We start from the raw sequence: 15,652 nt of genomic DNA on the forward strand, positions 1-15,652 counted from the left end.
CCGGACGTCAAGCCCGCCCAGGACATCCCCGGGCGGCCCGGCCCCAGGATTGACGTTCGTATTGACACGCCCTTGGTCCAGACCGCACGGTGAGCGGCGGACACGGACGAACCCCACCTCTGGAAGGGCCATCGGCGTATGAGCGAGAGCAAGCTGGCCGGTCAGTTCCTGGACGCGGCGATCGGACTCCTGGAGCGGGTGCGGGACGAGGAGGCCGCGCACATCGCCGAGGCCTGCGCCGTCATCGCCGAGGCCGTCGCCGCCGGGAACCGGCTCTTCGCCTTCGGCGCCGGACACTCCTCGCTTCCCGCGCAGGACGTGGTCTACCGGGCCGGCGGGCTCGCGCTGGTGAACTTCCTCGCCGTCCCCGGCACCGTCGGGATCGACGTCATGCCGGCCACTCTGGGCAGCGCCCTGGAGCGCGTCGACGGCCTCGCCGGCGCCGTCCTCGACAGCAGCCCGGCCACCGAAGGCGACGTCCTCGTGATCATCTCCCTCTCCGGGCGCAACGCGCTGCCGGTCGAGATGGCCATGAACGCCCGCGCCATCGGCCTCAAGGTGATCGGTGTGACCTCCGTGGCGTACGCGACGGAGACCAAGTCGCGGCACGTCTCCGGCACCTTCCTCAAGGACCACTGCGACATCGTCCTCGACAGCAAGATCGCGGTCGGCGACGCCGAGCTGAGCCTCGACGGCATCGACGCGCCGTTCGCGCCCGCCTCCACCGTCGTGACCAGCGCGATCATGCAGGCCGTGATGGCGGCGGCGGCCGGCGAGCTCGCCGCCCGCGGCCTGGAGCCCCCGCTGCTGCGCTCGGGCAACGTGGACGGCGGCCACGAATGGAACGGCCGCGTCCTCAAGGAGTACGGCGACCGGATCTTCTTCCGCCACTGAAACCCCCGCGCACTACGGGGTGTCCTCGTCCCGGCCCGGCCGCGGCCGGGCCGCCAGGTCGAGGTCGGCCGCCACCCGGGCCGCCACCTCCTCCGCGTACGCCGCGTCCGCCTGCTCGAAGGCCGCCCGCGAGGCGGCCCGTACGAAGGTCAGCGCCCCCACGGTCCGCCCGCGGCTGCGCAGCACCGTGCACAGCACGTGCGCCGCGTCCTGCGGCCACTGCCGCTCCCGTGCCCAGCTCCCGGCCGCCTCCCCGCGCGGAGCGCTCGTACGGACCGAGCCGATCCGGTCCAGCGCCTGGAGCGCCGGGTGCCCGGGCGCGTACCGGGCCGGGATCGCCTCCGCCCCCGGCAGCAGCGGCGGCGACGCCGCCATCCGTACGAGCCTGCGCCGGTCCGGGTCGCCCGACTGCTCCAGTACGTCGAGCAGCGCGTGCTCGGCGAAGCCGGCCAGCGCGAAGTCCAGCCGTACGGCGGCCGCCTCGGCCGGGTCCTCGCACTCGGCGGCCGCCCGGCCCGAGCGGTGCAGCTGGCCCGCGCGGAACCGCAGCTGCGCCGTGTCCAGCGCGGCCTGCCGGGCCTCGGTGATGTCCTGGAACAGCCAGCCGACCCCGAGCGGCACCGGCTCCTCCGCCAGCGGGGAGCCCAGCCGCAGGAACCCGGACCGCCAGCACCGCCGCCGCACCCCCTCCGGCGTACGGACCGACACCCACAGCTCCATGGGCGCCGGCGGCGACCCCTCGGCGAGCACGTGCTGCAGCGCCCCCTCCAGCTCCTCGACGCCCTGGGCCAGCAGCTCCCCCAGGGGCCTGCCGAGCAGGGCGGTGCGCCCCGAGCCGAAGGCCCGGGCGGCGTGCGCGTTGACCACGGCGGGCCGCAGGTCCACGTCGACGAGGACGACACCCCAGGAGGCGTCGTCCATCAGCGCCTCGCTCAGCGCGATGGACCGCTCCAGGTCGATCTGGGCGTGCACCTCGCTGAAGGCGCAGTACACCCCGGCGGGCTTCCCGTCCGCCCCCGGCACCCCGGCGGACTGGGTCCGTACGAGCACCCGCCCGCCCTCCTTGGTCAGCAGCGCGAACTCGTGCACCTGCCGCCCGGGCACGTCCTGGGCGGCCATGAGCCGCTCCTCCACGTCCTGCGCATCGGCGGCGCGCACGGCCCACCCGGCGAAGCCCTTGCGCCCTACCGCCTCGGCGGCGCTCCAGCCGAGGATCCGCTCGGCCTCGCGGTTCCAGTGCGTGATCACGCCGTCGGCGTCGAACGCGCACAAGGCTGCGTCCATCCCGTCGAGCAGCGCTGCGAGCAGATCGTCGGTGGTCTCACTACGTCCGGAAGCACTCACCTGGCACCCCCTGCAGGTGTTCGCGTGTGCGGCACGTCAGATCATTCAACTGGAACGTGACGCAGCCCACACCGCATTCCCCGAATCGCCCCGAAATAAATCACTTGAGGACCTCGGGGAGCGGTTCTAGGCTCTGCTGTACACGAGAAGGGAGGTGGTTCCCGAAATGTACGGAAACCGGACGCGTGAGGTGGCTGCGGGCTAAGGGCCCGTCGTCGCACGCACCCAGTGCGGTGCCCGGCGGGTAGCCAGGCGCCAATCCCAAGCAGTCACCCGACCCGCGAGCTCGCCGGTACGTCCGGCCGGCTTCTCTCACTGCAGGAGAGAAACCCGAGCTCGCGGGTCGTCTGCGTTTCTGCGCGTTTCTGCGCGGGTGACGGCGGCCGCTACGGGCAGAGCCGCTCCAGGCGCCACTTCCCGTCCTCCAGGACGTAGTGCAGCCGGTCGTGGAGGCGGTTCTCGTGGCCCTGCCAGAACTCGATCCCGTCGGGAACGACCCGGATGCCGCCCCACTCGGGCGGGACCGGTACCTGCTCGCCCTCGGGGTAGCGCTCCGCGAGCTCGGCGTAGCGGCGGTCCAGCTCGGCGCGGGAGCCGATCACCCGGGACTGCTCGCTCGCCCAGGCGCCCAGCTGCGAGCCGTGCGGGCGGGAGCGGAAGTACGCCGCCGTCTCGTCGCGGCCGATCCGCGAGGCCGTGCCGGTGACGATGACCTGGCGGGAGATGGGGTGCCAGGGGAAGAGCAGCGCGACGTGCGGGTTCGCGTCGATCTCGCGGCCCTTGCGCGAGCCGTAGTTGGTGTAGAAGACGAAGCCCCGCCGGTCGAACTGCTTCAGCAGCACCGTGCGGGAACTGGGGCGGCCGTCGGGGGTCGCGGTCGAGACGACCATCGCGTTGGGTTCGAAGAGGTGCGAGTCGGCGGCCTGCTGGAACCACTCGGCGAACTGCCGCATGGGGTCCTCGGCGAGGCCGTCCTCGTGGACGATCTCCGAGCGGTACTGCTTGCGCATCGTGGCGGGGTCAATGTCCTGGTCGGTCACGCGTGCCATCCTGCCGCAGGAGGGCACGCGGCAGTGTGCCGTATGTCACGCTTCCGCCTGCCATCCGGAACAGCCAAAATCTTGGGGCCGGTCCGGAGGTCCCCATGCGGGTGACCGACGGCCGTGCCGGGCATCAACGGGGATGACCGCGCCGGACCGCGAGTCACGCCGGGAGCCGCGCGTGTTCGCACTATCTGAGGAGCCGCCTGATGTCCGACTTCGTACCCGGGCTCGAAGGGGTCGTCGCGTTCGAGACCGAGATCGCCGAACCGGACAAGGAAGGCGGATCGCTCCGCTACCGCGGGGTCGACATCGAGGATCTCGTCGGGCACGTCTCGTTCGGCAATGTCTGGGGCCTGCTGGTCGACGGGGCGTTCAACCCCGGCCTGCCCGCCGCCGAGCCCTTCCCGATCCCCGTGCACTCCGGCGACATCCGCGTCGACGTGCAGTCCGCCCTCGCCATGCTCGCCCCCGTGTGGGGTCTGAAACCGCTGCTCGACATCGACGAGCGGACCGCCCGCGACAACCTCGCGCGCGCCGCCGTGATGGCCCTGTCGTACGTCGCCCAGTCCGCGCGCGGGCAGGGCCGGCCGATGGTGCCGCAGAGCGAGATCGACAAGGCCGAGTCCGTGGTCGAGCGGTTCATGATCCGCTGGCGTGGCGAGCCCGACCCGAAGCACGTCAAGGCCGTCGACGCGTACTGGACCTCGGCCGCGGAACACGGCATGAACGCCTCGACGTTCACCGCGCGCGTGATCGCCTCGACCGGTGCGGACGTGGCCGCCGCGCTGTCCGGCGCCGTCGGCGCCATGTCCGGGCCGCTGCACGGCGGTGCGCCCTCCCGCGTCCTCGGCATGATCGAGGAGATCGAGCGCACCGGCGACGCCGTGGCGTACGTGAAGAAGGCCCTGGACAAGGGCGAGCGGCTGATGGGCTTCGGGCACCGCGTGTACCGGGCCGAGGACCCGCGCGCCCGGGTGCTGCGGCGTACCGCCAAGGAGCTGGACGCGCCGCGCTACGAGGTGGCCGCCGCGCTGGAGAAGGCCGCGCTGGAGGAGCTGCACGCGCGCCGCCCCGACCGGGTGCTGGCGACGAACGTGGAGTTCTGGGCCGCGATCATGCTGGACTTCGCGGAGGTCCCGGCGCACATGTTCACCTCGATGTTCACCTGCGCCCGGACCGCCGGCTGGTCGGCGCACATCCTGGAGCAGAAGCGCACGGGCCGCCTGGTGCGGCCGTCGGCGCGCTACATCGGCCCGGGGCGGCGCGACCCGCGCGAGATCGAGGGGTACGCCGACATCGCCGACACGGCCTGAGTCTTCCTCGTACGCCTCGTACGCCTCGTACGCCTCGTACGCCTCGTACGCCGGTCAGGGCGTCGCCTCCCGTATGCGCGGGAGGCGACGCCCTCGGTGTTTCGGGGGTTCCCGGCCTCAGCCGAGGGCGGCGTCCAGGATCCGGGACCACTGGGCGACCACGCGGGCGCGGCGGGCCGTGTCGTCGGTGAGGACGTTGGCCAGACCGAGGCCCCGGGCCATGTCGAGGAGGCCCTGCACGGTCTCGCGCACGCCGGGTACGGACTCGTCCGCGCCGAGGAGTTCCACGGCGATGCGGTGGGTCTCGCGGCCCACGCGGGCCTCCAGTTCGGTGACCTGGGGGCGCAGCTGTTCCTCGTTGGAGGCGGCGACCCACAGCTGGAGGGCGGCGCGGAAGAGGGCTCCGGTGTAGAGGTCGACGAGGGCCCCGACCACGGCGGGGCGGGCGGCGGGGCCGGCCTGGAAGAGGTCGCGCAGGGCGGCGGAGCGCTCCTCGGAGACGTACGCGACGGCGGCGGTGAACAGGTCCTCGCGCGTCGGGAAGTGGTACTGGGCCGCGCCGCGGGAGACCCCGGCGCGTTCGGCGACGACGGCGACGGTGGAGCCGGCCCAGCCCTGTTCGGCGAGGCAGGCGACGGCCGCCTCCAGGAGGTGGCGGCGGGTGACGCGGCTGCGGGCCTGCTTGGGGCCGGGCTGGGACTCGACCGCGGGCCGGTCGTCCTCGGTGGACCGCGTGCCGGTCACAGGGCCCATGACGGGTCCCGGCGTTCGAAGCGGGCGGTGATGCCCTCGCGGGCCTCGGCGGAACCGAAGTGGTGTGCGGACAGCTCGGTGAGCGCGGCGCCGTCGGCCGCCAGGACGGACCGTACCGGGGCGGTGAGCAGTTCCTTGGTGGCGGCGAGGGCCTCCGGGCCGGCCTTGCGCAGGCCCGTGAGCACCGGGGCGAGGACCTGGTCCACGTCCTCGCCGTGCAGGGTGAGCAGGCCGATCCGGGCGGCTTCGGCGGCGTCGAAGGCCTCGGCGGTCAGGAAGTACCGGGCCGCGGCGCGCGGGTCCAGGCGCGGGAGCAGCGGCGCGGAGATCACGGCCGGGACCACGCCCAGGTGGGTCTCGGTGAAGGCGTACGTGGAGGCGGGCCCGGCGGCGGCGATGTCGCAGATGCCGAGGAGCCCGAGGCCGCCGGCCCGGACGTGTCCGGTGACGCGGGCCACGACCGGCTTGGGGAGCTCGGCGATCTCGCGGAGCAGGGCGAGGAAGTCGGCCGGGTCGCAGGGGGACTTCAGGTCGGCGCCGGCGCAGAACGTGGTGCCGGCGTGGGTGAGGACGATCGCCCGCGTCTGCGGGTCCGCCGCCGCCGCGGCGAGGGCCGCGCGCAGCTCGCCGACGAGGTCCGCGGAGAGCGCGTTGCGGTTGGCCGGGGAGTCGAGCGTGAGGGTGGTGATGCCGAGCGCTCGCGCGGCGCCGACGGGGCGGGTCATGCCATGTCCTCCGGAGGTTGTGCGGATCGTGGGCGGCCCCTTCGGCCCGGCGTGCCGGGAGCGGTGCCGGCGGGGTCGGGCGCGGCCGGGGGCGGTGCCGGGGTGGGGTGGTGCCCGGGGCGGGCTTCGATGTTCGGCGCCTGAGCGCGTCCGGTTCGAGGACACCCCCTAGCGCCGAAATCATCTCGCTGGGGCCCCGGACACCACCCCACCCCGTCCCCACCCCCGGCCGGGGAGCTCCCGTCGCCCAGATTAGTAAGACTTGGGGAGGCCCAGGGTCTGGTGCGAGACGAAGTTGAGGATCATCTCGCGGCTTACGGGGGCGATGCGGGAGACGCGGGAGGCCGTGATGAGGGCGGCCAGCCCGTATTCGCGGGTGAGGCCGTTGCCGCCCAGGGTGTGGACGGACTGGTCCACGGCCTTCACACAGGCCTCGGCGGCAGCGTACTTGGCCATGTTCGCGGCCTCACCGGCGCCCGTGTCGTCGCCCGCGTCGTACAGGTGGGCGGCCTTCTGCATCATCAGGCGGGCGAGTTCGAGGTCGATGTGGGCCGCCGCGAGGGGGTGGGCGATGGCCTGGTGGGCACCGATCGCCTCCTTCCAGACCCGGCGGGTCTTCGCGTAGTCGACGGCCTTGGCGAGGGCGTAACGGCCCATCCCGATGGCGAAGGCGGCGGTCATGATGCGCTCGGGGTTGAGCCCGGCGAAGAGCTGGAGCAGGCCGGCGTCCTCGTCGCCCACGAGGGCCTCGGCCGGCAGCCGTACCTCGTCCAGGACCAGTTCGAACTGCTTCTCCGCCGCCTGGAGTTCCATCTCTATGACGGAGCGCGAGAAGCCGGGGGTATCGCGCGGAACGATGAACAGGCAGGGCTTGAGGCTGCCCGTACGCGCGTCCTCGGTGCGACCCACGATGAGCGTGGCGTCGGCGATGTCCACGCCGGAGATGAAGACCTTGCGCCCGGTCAGCACCCACTCGTCACCGTCGCGGCGGGCGGTGGTGGTGATGCGGTGGGAGTTGGAGCCGGCGTCGGGTTCGGTGATGCCGAAGGCCATGGTGCGGCTGCCGTCGGCGAGTCCGGGGAGCCAGGCCTGCTTCTGGGCCTCGGTGCCGAAGCGGGAGATGACCGTGCCGCAGATGGCGGGCGAGACGACCATCATCAGCAGGGGGCAGCCCGCGGCGCCCAGCTCCTCCAGGACGATGGAGAGTTCGGCGATGCCGCCGCCTCCGCCGCCGTACTCCTCGGGGAGGCTAACGCCGAGGTAGCCGAGCTTGGCGGCGTCGGCCCACAGCTCGTCGGGGTGGCCGCCCTCGCGGGCGACGCGGGAGAGGTACTCGCGTCCGTACCGCTGCCCGAGTGCCGCGACGGCGGCGCGCAGGGCCCTGTGTTCCTCGGTCTCTACGGTGCTGGTGGCGGGGCTCATGCTGGCGATTCCTCCTGGACTACGGCGAGCAGGGCGCCGAACTCGACCTGGTGGCCGAGGGCGGCGTGGAGCGCGGTGAGCGTGCCGGAGGCGGGCGAGACGATGCGGTGCTCCATCTTCATGGCCTCCAGCCAGAGCAGGGGCTGTCCGGCGGTGACGGCGGCGCCGGGGGCGAGGCCCTCTGCGACGCGGACGACGGTGCCGGGCATGGGGGCGAGCAGGGAGCCGGGTTCGGTGCGGTCCTGGGGATCGGCGAACCGGGGGACGGGGGTGAGGGTGTGCGCTCCGAGCGGAGAGTCGACGTAGGTCTCGGCCGCTCCGGCCCCCGCGCCCTCGGTGTTCGATTTGTGTTTCACGTGGAACATCCGGCGGACGCCCCCGACTTCGAGGGCGACGCGGCCGGGCTCGGCGGCCAGGACTCGAACGCCGGGGTGGTCCACGAGCTCCGGGGGGCCGCTGCGGGTGGGCCGGTAGCGGACCTCGTACGCGGTACCGGCCGCGGTGTAGCGGCGGATCTGCGGCTGTGAACGGAGGTTGCGCCAGCCGCCGAGGCGGGTGGCGAGCGGGGCGTCCGGGGCCGGCGCTGCGTCCGCGAGGGCGGCTGCGACGGCGGCCAGGGCGGCGTCCGGGCCGCCTTCGGTGAGGGACCCGAGGTGGCGCTCGTAGAACCCGGTGTCGAGCCGCGCCTCGGCGAACTCCGGGTGCCGCAGGGAGCGTACGAGGAGCTCGCGGTTGGTGGTGAGCCCGTGGATCCGGGCTCCGGCCAGGGCCTGGGCGAGGGCGCGGACGGCCTCGGCCCGGGTGGGGGCGTGGGCGACGACCTTGGCGAGCATCGGGTCGTAGTGGACGCCGACGGTGTCCCCGTCGGCGAAGCCGGTGTCCACCCGGACCTCGCCGGGCACGGCGAGGGTGTGCAGGACACCGGTCTGGGGACGCCAGTCCTGGGCGGGATCCTCGGCGTACAGGCGTGCCTCGACGGCGTGCCCGGCGGGCTCGGGGGGCGTCAGCGGCAGGGCCGCGCCCTCGGCGATGCGCAGTTGCAGGGCGACGAGGTCGAGGCCGAAGACGGCCTCGGTGACGGGGTGTTCCACCTGGAGCCGGGTGTTCATCTCCAGGAAGTACGGGCGTCCGTCGGCGGCGACGAGGAACTCGACGGTGCCCGCGCCCTCGTAGGAGACGGCGCGGGCGGCGGCCACCGCGGCAGCGTGGAGGTTCTCGCGCAGGCTGTCCGGCAGGGCGGGTGCCGGGGCCTCTTCGATGACCTTCTGGTGGCGCCGCTGGAGGGAGCAGTCGCGGGTGCCGAGCGCCCAGACGGTGCCGTGGGAGTCGGCGAGGATCTGGACCTCGACGTGGCGGCCGCGCTCGACGTAGGGCTCTGCGAAGACCTCCCCGTCGCCGAAGGCGGAGGCCGCCTCGGCGCAGGCGCCGTCGAGGGACTCCTTGAGGGTGTCGAGGTCGCGTACGACGCGCATGCCGCGCCCGCCGCCGCCCGCGGCGGCCTTGAGCAGGAGGGGCAGGTCGGCGGCGGTGGCGGCCGCGGGGTCGACGGGGTCGAGGAGCGGGACCCCGGCGGCGCGCATCAGCTCCTTGGCCCGGGTCTTGGAGGCCATGGCCTCGATGGCCTCGGGCGGCGGGCCGATCCAGGCGAGTCCGGCGGCGAGGACCTCGCGGGCGAAGCCGGCGTTCTCGGAGAGGAACCCGTAGCCGGGGTGGACGGCGTCCGCGCCGGCGGCGAGGGCGGCCTTGATGACGAGATCGCCGCGCAGGTAGGTGTCGGCGGGGGCGGCGCCGGGGAGGCGCACGGCCGCGTCGGCCTCCCGTACGTGCAGGGCGTCCGCGTCGGGGGCGGAGTGGACGGCGACGGTGGCGAGGCCGAGGGCGCGGGCGGTGCGGAAGATCCGTACGGCGATCTCGCCGCGGTTGGCGACGAGGAGGGAGGTCAGGGGCCTCGGGGTCAGGGGCCTCGGGGTCAGGGGCTGCTGGGTCAAGGGCTGCTGGGTCATGTGCGGGCTCACATCCGGAAGACGCCGAAGCCGCCGCGGGCGCCCTCGACGGGGGCGTTGTGGACGGCCGACAGGCACAGGCCGAGGACGGTGCGGGTGTCGCGCGGGTCGATGACGCCGTCGTCGTACAGCCGCCCGGACAGGAACATCGGCAGGGACTCCGACTCGATCTGCGCCTCCACGAAGGCACGCATCCCGGCGTCGGCCTCGTCGTCGTACGGCTGCCCCTTCGCGGCGGCGGACTGCCGGGCCACGATGGAGAGCACCCCGGCGAGCTGGGCCGGACCCATGACGGCGGATTTGGCGCTGGGCCAGGCGAAGAGGAAGCGGGGCTCGTAGGCGCGCCCGCACATGCCGTAGTGGCCGGCTCCGTAGCTGGCGCCGATGAGGACGGAGAGGTGGGGGACGCGGGAGTTGGAGACCGCGTTGATCATCATCGAGCCGTGCTTGATGATGCCGCCCTGCTCGTACTCCTTGCCGACCATGTAGCCGGTGGTGTTGTGGAGGAAGAGGAGCGGGATGTCGCGCTGGTTGGCCAGCTGGATGAACTGGGCGGCCTTCTGCGACTCGGCGCTGAACAGCACGCCCTGGGCGTTGGCGAGGATGCCGACCGGGTAGCCGTGGAGGGTGGCCCAGCCGGTGACCAGGCTGGTGCCGTAGAGGGGCTTGAACTCGTCGAAGTCGGAGCCGTCGACGATGCGGGCGATGACCTCGCGGGGGTCGAAGGGGGTCTTGAGGTCGGCGGGGACGATGCCGAGGAGTTCTTCCGGGTCGTACTTCGGCTCCTCGGCGGGCTGCGGATCGGGGTGGGGCTTGCGGTGGTTCAGGCGGGCGACGACGCGGCGGGCCCGGCGGATCGCGTCGTGCTCGTCGAGGGCGTAGTAGTCGGCGAGTCCGGAGGTGCGGGCGTGCATGTCGGCCCCGCCGAGGGACTCGTCGTCGCTCTCCTCGCCGGTGGCCATCTTGACGAGGGGCGGACCGCCGAGGAACACCTTGGAGCGGTCCTTGATCATGATGGTGTGGTCGGACATCCCCGGGATGTACGCGCCTCCCGCGGTGGAGTTGCCGAAGACGACGGCGACGGTGGGGATGCCGGCGGCAGAGAGCCGGGTCAGGTCGCGGAAGATCGCGCCGCCCGGGATGAAGATCTCCTTCTGGGAGGAGAGATCGGCGCCGCCGGACTCGACGAGGCTGATGCAGGGGAGGTTGTTCTGCCGGGCGATCTCGTTGGCCCGCAGGGCCTTCTTGAGGGTCCAGGGGTTGGAGGCGCCGCCGCGGACGGTGGGGTCGTTGGCGGTGACCAGGCACTCGACGCCCTCGACCGTGCCGATGCCGGTGACCATGGAGGCGCCGACGGGGTAGTCGCTGCCCCAGGCGGCGAGCGGGGACAGCTCCAGGAACGGGGTGTCCGGGTCGAGGAGCAGCTCGATGCGCTCGCGGGCGAGGAGCTTGCCGCGGTCCTTGTGGCGGGCCGTGTACTTCTCGCCGCCGCCGAGGAGGGCCTTGGCGTGCTCGGCGTCCAGCTCGGCGAGGCGTTCCAGCGCGGCGGTACGGGCCTGCGCGTGCTCGGGTGCGTGCGGGTCGACGGTGGTGCGGAGGCGGGTCATGGGCCGGTCCCCTCCGGGGCGGACAGTAGGTGCGTCGGGATGTCGAGGTGGCGGGCGCGGAGCCATTCGCCGAGTGCCTTGGCCTGGGGGTCGAAGCGGTGGGCGGAGGCGACGCCGGCGCCGAGGATTCCGGTGATGGTGAAGTTCAGGGCGCGGAGGTTCGGGAGCGTGTGGCGTGCCACGGGCAGGGCCCGGGCTTCGGGGAGCAACTCCTTCAGCAGTTCGACGGTGAGCGTGCGGTCGAGCCATGCCCAGGCGGCCTCGGTATCGACCCAGACGCCGATGTTGGCGTCGCCGCCCTTGTCGCCGCTGCGGGCCCCGGCCACCGCTCCGAGGGGGGCGCGGGTGGTGGGCCCTGCGGGGCTCTCCCCCACCCCGCCCCGTCCCGAACCGGGGCTCCGCCCCGGACCCCGCTCCTCGAACGCCGGAGGGGCTGGAGGGACAGCGGGCACCGGCAGGCGGGTGCCGTCCGGGAGGACCGCCACGTGGGGGACCGAGTCCGCCGGGGCCGAGGTCGATGTGAAGACCCCGTACGGCTGGGCCGGGCCCGGTGGGGTGGTGACGTGGAAGCCGGGATAGCTGCCCAGGGCCAGCTCGATCGCCGTCGAGGTCAGGGCGCGGCCCACCCGTTCCGGGGACGGGTCGCGGACCACCAGGCGCAGGAGCGCGCTCGCCGTCTCCTGCGTCCCGGCGTCCTCGTGGTCCGTGCGGGCAAGGGTCCAGTCGGCGGTGGCCACGCCCTCCAGGGCCTCGGACAGCTGCGTGCGGACCAGCGCCGACTTCGCCTCGATGTCCAGGCCGGTCAGGACGAAGACGACCTCGTTGCGCCAGCCGCCGATGCGGGTGACGCCCACTTTGAGGGTGGGGGGCGGGGGTTCGCCCAGCACGCCCGAGACGCGGACGCGGTCGGGGCCGTCCTCGGAGAGGCGGACCGTGTCCAGGCGGGCGGTGACGTCCGGGCCGAGGTAGCGCACGCCCTGGGTCTCGTAGAGGAGTTGGGCGGTGACGGTGCCGGTGGTCACGACCCCGCCCGTGCCCGGATGCTTCGTGATCACCGACGAGCCGTCCTCCGCGATCTCCGCCAGCGGGAACCCGGGTCGGCGGACGTCGTGCGCCGTGAAGAAGGCGTAGTTGCCGCCGGTGGCCTGGGTCCCGCACTCCAGGACGTGCCCCGCCACCACCGCCCCCGCCAGCTTGTCGTGGTCGTCCGGGGCCCAGTCGAACCACCAGGCCGCCGACCCGCTGACCAGGGCCGCGTCGGTGACCCGGCCGGTGACGACCACGTCCGCGCCCGCCCGCAGGCAGGCCGTGATGCCGGCGCCGCCCAGGTAGGCGTTCGCGGTCAGCGCGCCCTCCGCGAACGGCATCAGGTCGTCGCCCTCGACATGGGCGACCGACACCGGCAGCCCGGCCTTGGCGGCGAGCAGGCGGATCGCGTCGGCCAGTCCCGCCGGGTTCAGGCCGCCCGCGTTGGCGACGATCCGTACGCCCCGCTCGCGCGCGAGGCCCAGGCCCTCCTCCAACTGCCGCAGGAAGGTCTTGGCGTAGCCGAGGTCCGGGGTCTTCAGCCGGTCGCGGCCCAGGATCAGCATGGTCAGCTCGGCGAGGTAGTCGCCGGTCAGCACGTCCAGCGGCCCGCCGGTCAGCATCTCCTCGAAGGCGCTGAAGCGGTCCCCGTAGAACCCCGAGGCGTTGCCGATGCGCAGCGGCCGCCGGGTGCCCGCGCCCGCGCCGCGGCCCCCGCTCATCGCGCCGCCCCCGGTGCGCGGCCGGGGCCCGCCGGGCCCGCGAAGGCCTGGGCGATGTCCAGCCAGCGGTCGGCGTCGGGGCCGGTGGCCGTCAGGGCCAGGTCGGCGCGGTGGGCCCGCTGGGTCACCAGCAGGCAGAAGTCGAGTGCCGGGCCGGTGATCCGGTCCGCCGCGCCCTGCGGCCCGTAGGTCCAGGGCTCCCCGCCGTCCGGCGCCGCGAGTTCCACCCTGAACTCCCCGGCGGGCGCGGGCAGTCCCCGTACCGCGAACGCGTAGTCGCGGGCCCGTACGCCGATCCGCGCCACGTGCCGCAGCCGCGCGGTCGGGGTGCGGCGTACGCCGAGGGCGTCGGCGACGTCCTGGCCGTGCGCCCAGGTCTCCATGAGGCGGGCGCTGGCCATGGAGGCGGCCTTCATCGGCGGCCCGTACCAGGGGAAGCGGGCGTCGGGCGAGGCCGCGGCGAGCGCCTCGTCGAGGGCGCTGCGCCCGGCCCGCCAGCGGGTCAGCAGCTCGGCGGGCGCCAGCGCGGCGCCCTCCGCCGCGCCCTCGTCCACGAAGGAGTCGGGTGCCTTGACCGCCTCGTCGACCAGGGCGGCGAAGCCCTCGGGGTCGGTGAGGGAGACCAGCGCGGCCCGGTCGGTCCAGTGCAGGTGGGCGATCTGGTGGGCGATGGTCCAGCCGGGTGCGGGGGTGGGCTCGGCCCAGCCGGAGCCGGGCAGGTCCCGTACCAGGGTTTCGAGCGCGAGGCCTTCCTCGCGCAGATCGGCGAAGACGGCGACAGCTGACGGATCGAGCACGGCGGGCTCCCCTTTCGGCGTGAGGGGAAGACTGGCAGCCGGGCGCAAAACAATCAAGCATGCTTGCATGATTTGGCCGGGGAGCGTCCCCTTCGCGCCACCGCCGCCAACCGGCGCGGAGGGAAGGCGATTTGGCGTTCGACGCCGGCCCGGCGCTGGTCGGCGGGCATGACCGCCACGGGCCCGGAGGGGGCGATTCAGGCCGTATGCCGGAAAGCGGCGGAACCCGGCCGATGTCGCCTCGATACTGAACGCTTCGTCCCCCGCGAAGTCCCCCCGCGCCGAAGGCACTCGCGAAGCAGGCACTCGAAGAAGTCACTCGCCGAACGTCACTCGACGAAGAGGATGAACCGACGTGATCTCAGCCGCTTTCTCGCTCTATCCCGAACTCGACGCGACCGCCCTCACCGCATTCGTCGCCGCCCTGGAGACCGGGGACGTCACCGGCCTCGCCCCCGCCCGCGCCGCAGAGGTCGCCGACGCCCGCTCCGTCGCCGTCTTCGGCCGGGTCAAGGTCGCCGGCTCCGACGGGGACCTGCTCGACGCCGCGCTGTGGCGGCACAACGGGGGCCGGCCGCGGCCGGTGATCGTGATGCCCTCGCCGTGGACGAACCACGGCTGGCTCCCGTACGCCGTCCAGGCCAGCGTCTTCGCGGCCCGCGGCTACAACGTCCTCGCCTACAGCGCCCGCGGTTTCGCCGGCTCCGAGGGGCAGGTCGACGTGGCCGGCCCGCTCGACGTCGCGGACGGCAGCCGGGCCTTGGACCATCTCATCGAGCGCACCGCAGGACCGGTCACGAAGATCGGCTTCCTGGGGGACTCGTACGGCTCCGGAATCGGCCAGCTCGTCGCCGCGCACGACACGCGCGTCGACGCGGTGGTCGCGCTCAGCACCTGGGGCGACCTCGGCGAGGCCTTCTACGAGAACCGGACCCGGCACGTGGCCGCCGTCGAGGCGCTGCTCAAGGCGGCCTCGAAGGCCCGGCTGAGCCCGCAGACCCAGAGCGTTTTCGAGAACGTCCTCGCGGGCCGCGACATCCAGGGCACCCTGCGCTGGGCGGAGCAGCGTTCGCCGTTCACCCACATCAAGGAGCTCAACCGGCGCCAGGTTCCCGTCTACTTCTCGCACGCCTGGCACGAGACGCTCTTCCCGGGCAACCAGACGCTGAAGCTGTTCAACGAGCTCACCGGCCCCAAGCGCCTCGACCTCTCCATCGGCGACCACTCCGGGCCCGAGATGACGGGCATGATCGGCCTGCCCAACCGGATCTGGACCAACGCCCACCGCTGGTTCGACCACCACCTGAGGGGGATCGAGAACGGCATCGCCGACGAGGGCCAGGTGCTCAGCGAGGTCATGTGGGGCCAGACCCTGGAACCCCGCCCCACCTGGGACTCCGTCACCGAACAGGTGCGCCGGCTGCACCTGGTGAGCGGCGGGGAGCTCACCGAGCGGCCCGAGGCCGGCTGGAGCGCGGGCGTGCTGTGCGGGGTGGACACCCCGGCGAGCGTCGCCGACGAGATCGTGCGCTCCGGGTACGACGAGATCGCGGGCCGCCCGAAGGCGTACCGGACCGGCGACATCGACCGCACCGTCGCCGCGGTCTGGACGGCGGACCCGGAGGCGGAGACCGCCCGGCTGCGCGGCACGCCGCGGCTGCGCGTCACGTACCGGGCCGCGAACCCCGACTCGTCGTTCGTCGCGTACCTGCTCGCGGTGGCGCCCGACGGTGCGGCGCACATCGTCACGCACGCCCCGTACACGGACCTCGACTCGGCGCCCGACAGTCTGGTCAGCGCCGACATCGAGCTCCAGGCGACGGCGTACGACGTCCCGCGCGGGCACCGGCTGATGCTGGTGATCGACGCCCGCGACCCCTTCTACGGGGATGCCAACCTGCCGCGCTCGACGCTGGCCTTCACCTCCCCGGAGGCCACGCCGTCCTACCTGGACCTGCCGCTGGGCTGACGGCCGGGCGATGCCTCCACCGCCGGCACCACCC

Annotated in this window: 12 protein-coding genes; 3 read left to right on the top strand and 9 right to left on the bottom strand. The window is 73.6% G+C overall.

The window, feature by feature from the left end; all coding sequences use genetic code 11:
* Positions 1 to 138 precede the first annotated feature (138 nt).
* The gene (locus ACIQU4_RS13730) at positions 139 to 894 is read left to right on the top strand and encodes an SIS domain-containing protein (RefSeq protein ID WP_403729101.1); all 756 of its coding nucleotides are present in this window, start codon (positions 139 to 141) and stop codon (positions 892 to 894) included.
* 12 nt (positions 895 to 906) lie between these two features.
* Here ACIQU4_RS13730 and ACIQU4_RS13735 read toward each other — a convergent pair whose 3' ends face one another.
* Entirely contained in the window at positions 907 to 2,238 is a 1,332-nt protein-coding gene (locus ACIQU4_RS13735; protein ID WP_403729103.1) for a PAS domain-containing protein, read from the bottom strand.
* Between the two features lie 386 nt (positions 2,239 to 2,624).
* Positions 2,625 to 3,287: a pyridoxamine 5'-phosphate oxidase gene (gene pdxH, locus ACIQU4_RS13740; RefSeq protein WP_403729106.1), complete on the bottom strand. Its 663-nt coding sequence runs from the start codon at positions 3,285 to 3,287 to the stop codon at positions 2,625 to 2,627.
* 200 nt (positions 3,288 to 3,487) lie between these two features.
* Between pdxH and ACIQU4_RS13745 the strand changes: the two genes are divergently transcribed.
* Positions 3,488 to 4,594: a citrate synthase 2 gene (locus ACIQU4_RS13745; protein ID WP_030156855.1), complete on the top strand. Its 1,107-nt coding sequence runs from the start codon at positions 3,488 to 3,490 to the stop codon at positions 4,592 to 4,594.
* A gap of 117 nt (positions 4,595 to 4,711) precedes the next feature.
* Here the strand turns inward: ACIQU4_RS13745 and ACIQU4_RS13750 are convergent, their stop codons facing one another.
* The 7 genes from ACIQU4_RS13750 to ACIQU4_RS13780 all read right to left on the bottom strand — a co-directional run bounded on the left by ACIQU4_RS13750 (position 4,712) and on the right by ACIQU4_RS13780 (position 13,649).
* The gene (locus tag ACIQU4_RS13750; protein WP_403729109.1) at positions 4,712 to 5,347 is read right to left on the bottom strand and encodes a TetR/AcrR family transcriptional regulator; all 636 of its coding nucleotides are present in this window, start codon (positions 5,345 to 5,347) and stop codon (positions 4,712 to 4,714) included.
* A complete protein-coding gene (locus ACIQU4_RS13755) occupies positions 5,335 to 6,072 on the bottom strand; it encodes an enoyl-CoA hydratase family protein (RefSeq protein ID WP_403729112.1) in 738 nt (245 codons plus the stop codon). Before ACIQU4_RS13755 ends, ACIQU4_RS13750 begins: the two co-directional genes overlap by 13 nt.
* Positions 6,073 to 6,324: 252 nt before the next feature.
* A complete protein-coding gene (locus tag ACIQU4_RS13760; protein ID WP_403729115.1) occupies positions 6,325 to 7,494 on the bottom strand; it encodes an acyl-CoA dehydrogenase family protein in 1,170 nt (389 codons plus the stop codon).
* Positions 7,491 to 9,497 carry a biotin carboxylase N-terminal domain-containing protein gene (locus ACIQU4_RS13765; RefSeq protein ID WP_403729118.1) on the bottom strand — a complete coding sequence of 669 codons (2,007 nt, stop codon included), beginning with the start codon at positions 9,495 to 9,497 and terminating at the stop codon, positions 7,491 to 7,493. The genes ACIQU4_RS13760 and ACIQU4_RS13765 overlap by 4 nt, the downstream gene beginning before the upstream one ends.
* 8 nt (positions 9,498 to 9,505) lie before the next feature.
* Positions 9,506 to 11,104 (bottom strand): acyl-CoA carboxylase subunit beta, encoded by a 1,599-nt coding sequence (locus tag ACIQU4_RS13770; protein ID WP_403729121.1) that lies wholly within the window; start codon positions 11,102 to 11,104, stop codon positions 9,506 to 9,508.
* On the bottom strand, positions 11,101 to 12,852 hold the full coding sequence (locus tag ACIQU4_RS13775; protein WP_403729124.1) for an acyclic terpene utilization AtuA family protein: 1,752 nt from the start codon (positions 12,850 to 12,852) through the stop codon (positions 11,101 to 11,103). The genes ACIQU4_RS13770 and ACIQU4_RS13775 overlap by 4 nt, the downstream gene beginning before the upstream one ends.
* Complete coding sequence (locus ACIQU4_RS13780; RefSeq protein ID WP_403729126.1) at positions 12,849 to 13,649, bottom strand: TIGR03084 family metal-binding protein; 801 nt, start codon at positions 13,647 to 13,649, stop codon at positions 12,849 to 12,851. The genes ACIQU4_RS13775 and ACIQU4_RS13780 overlap by 4 nt, the downstream gene beginning before the upstream one ends.
* Positions 13,650 to 14,004: 355 nt before the next feature.
* Between ACIQU4_RS13780 and ACIQU4_RS13785 the strand changes: the two genes are divergently transcribed.
* Entirely contained in the window at positions 14,005 to 15,618 is a 1,614-nt protein-coding gene (locus ACIQU4_RS13785) for an alpha/beta fold hydrolase (RefSeq protein ID WP_403729129.1), read from the top strand.
* Positions 15,619 to 15,652 lie beyond the last annotated feature (34 nt).

The organism is Streptomyces sp. NPDC090741 (genome assembly GCF_044769045.1).
Classification (GTDB): domain Bacteria; phylum Actinomycetota; class Actinomycetes; order Streptomycetales; family Streptomycetaceae; genus Streptomyces.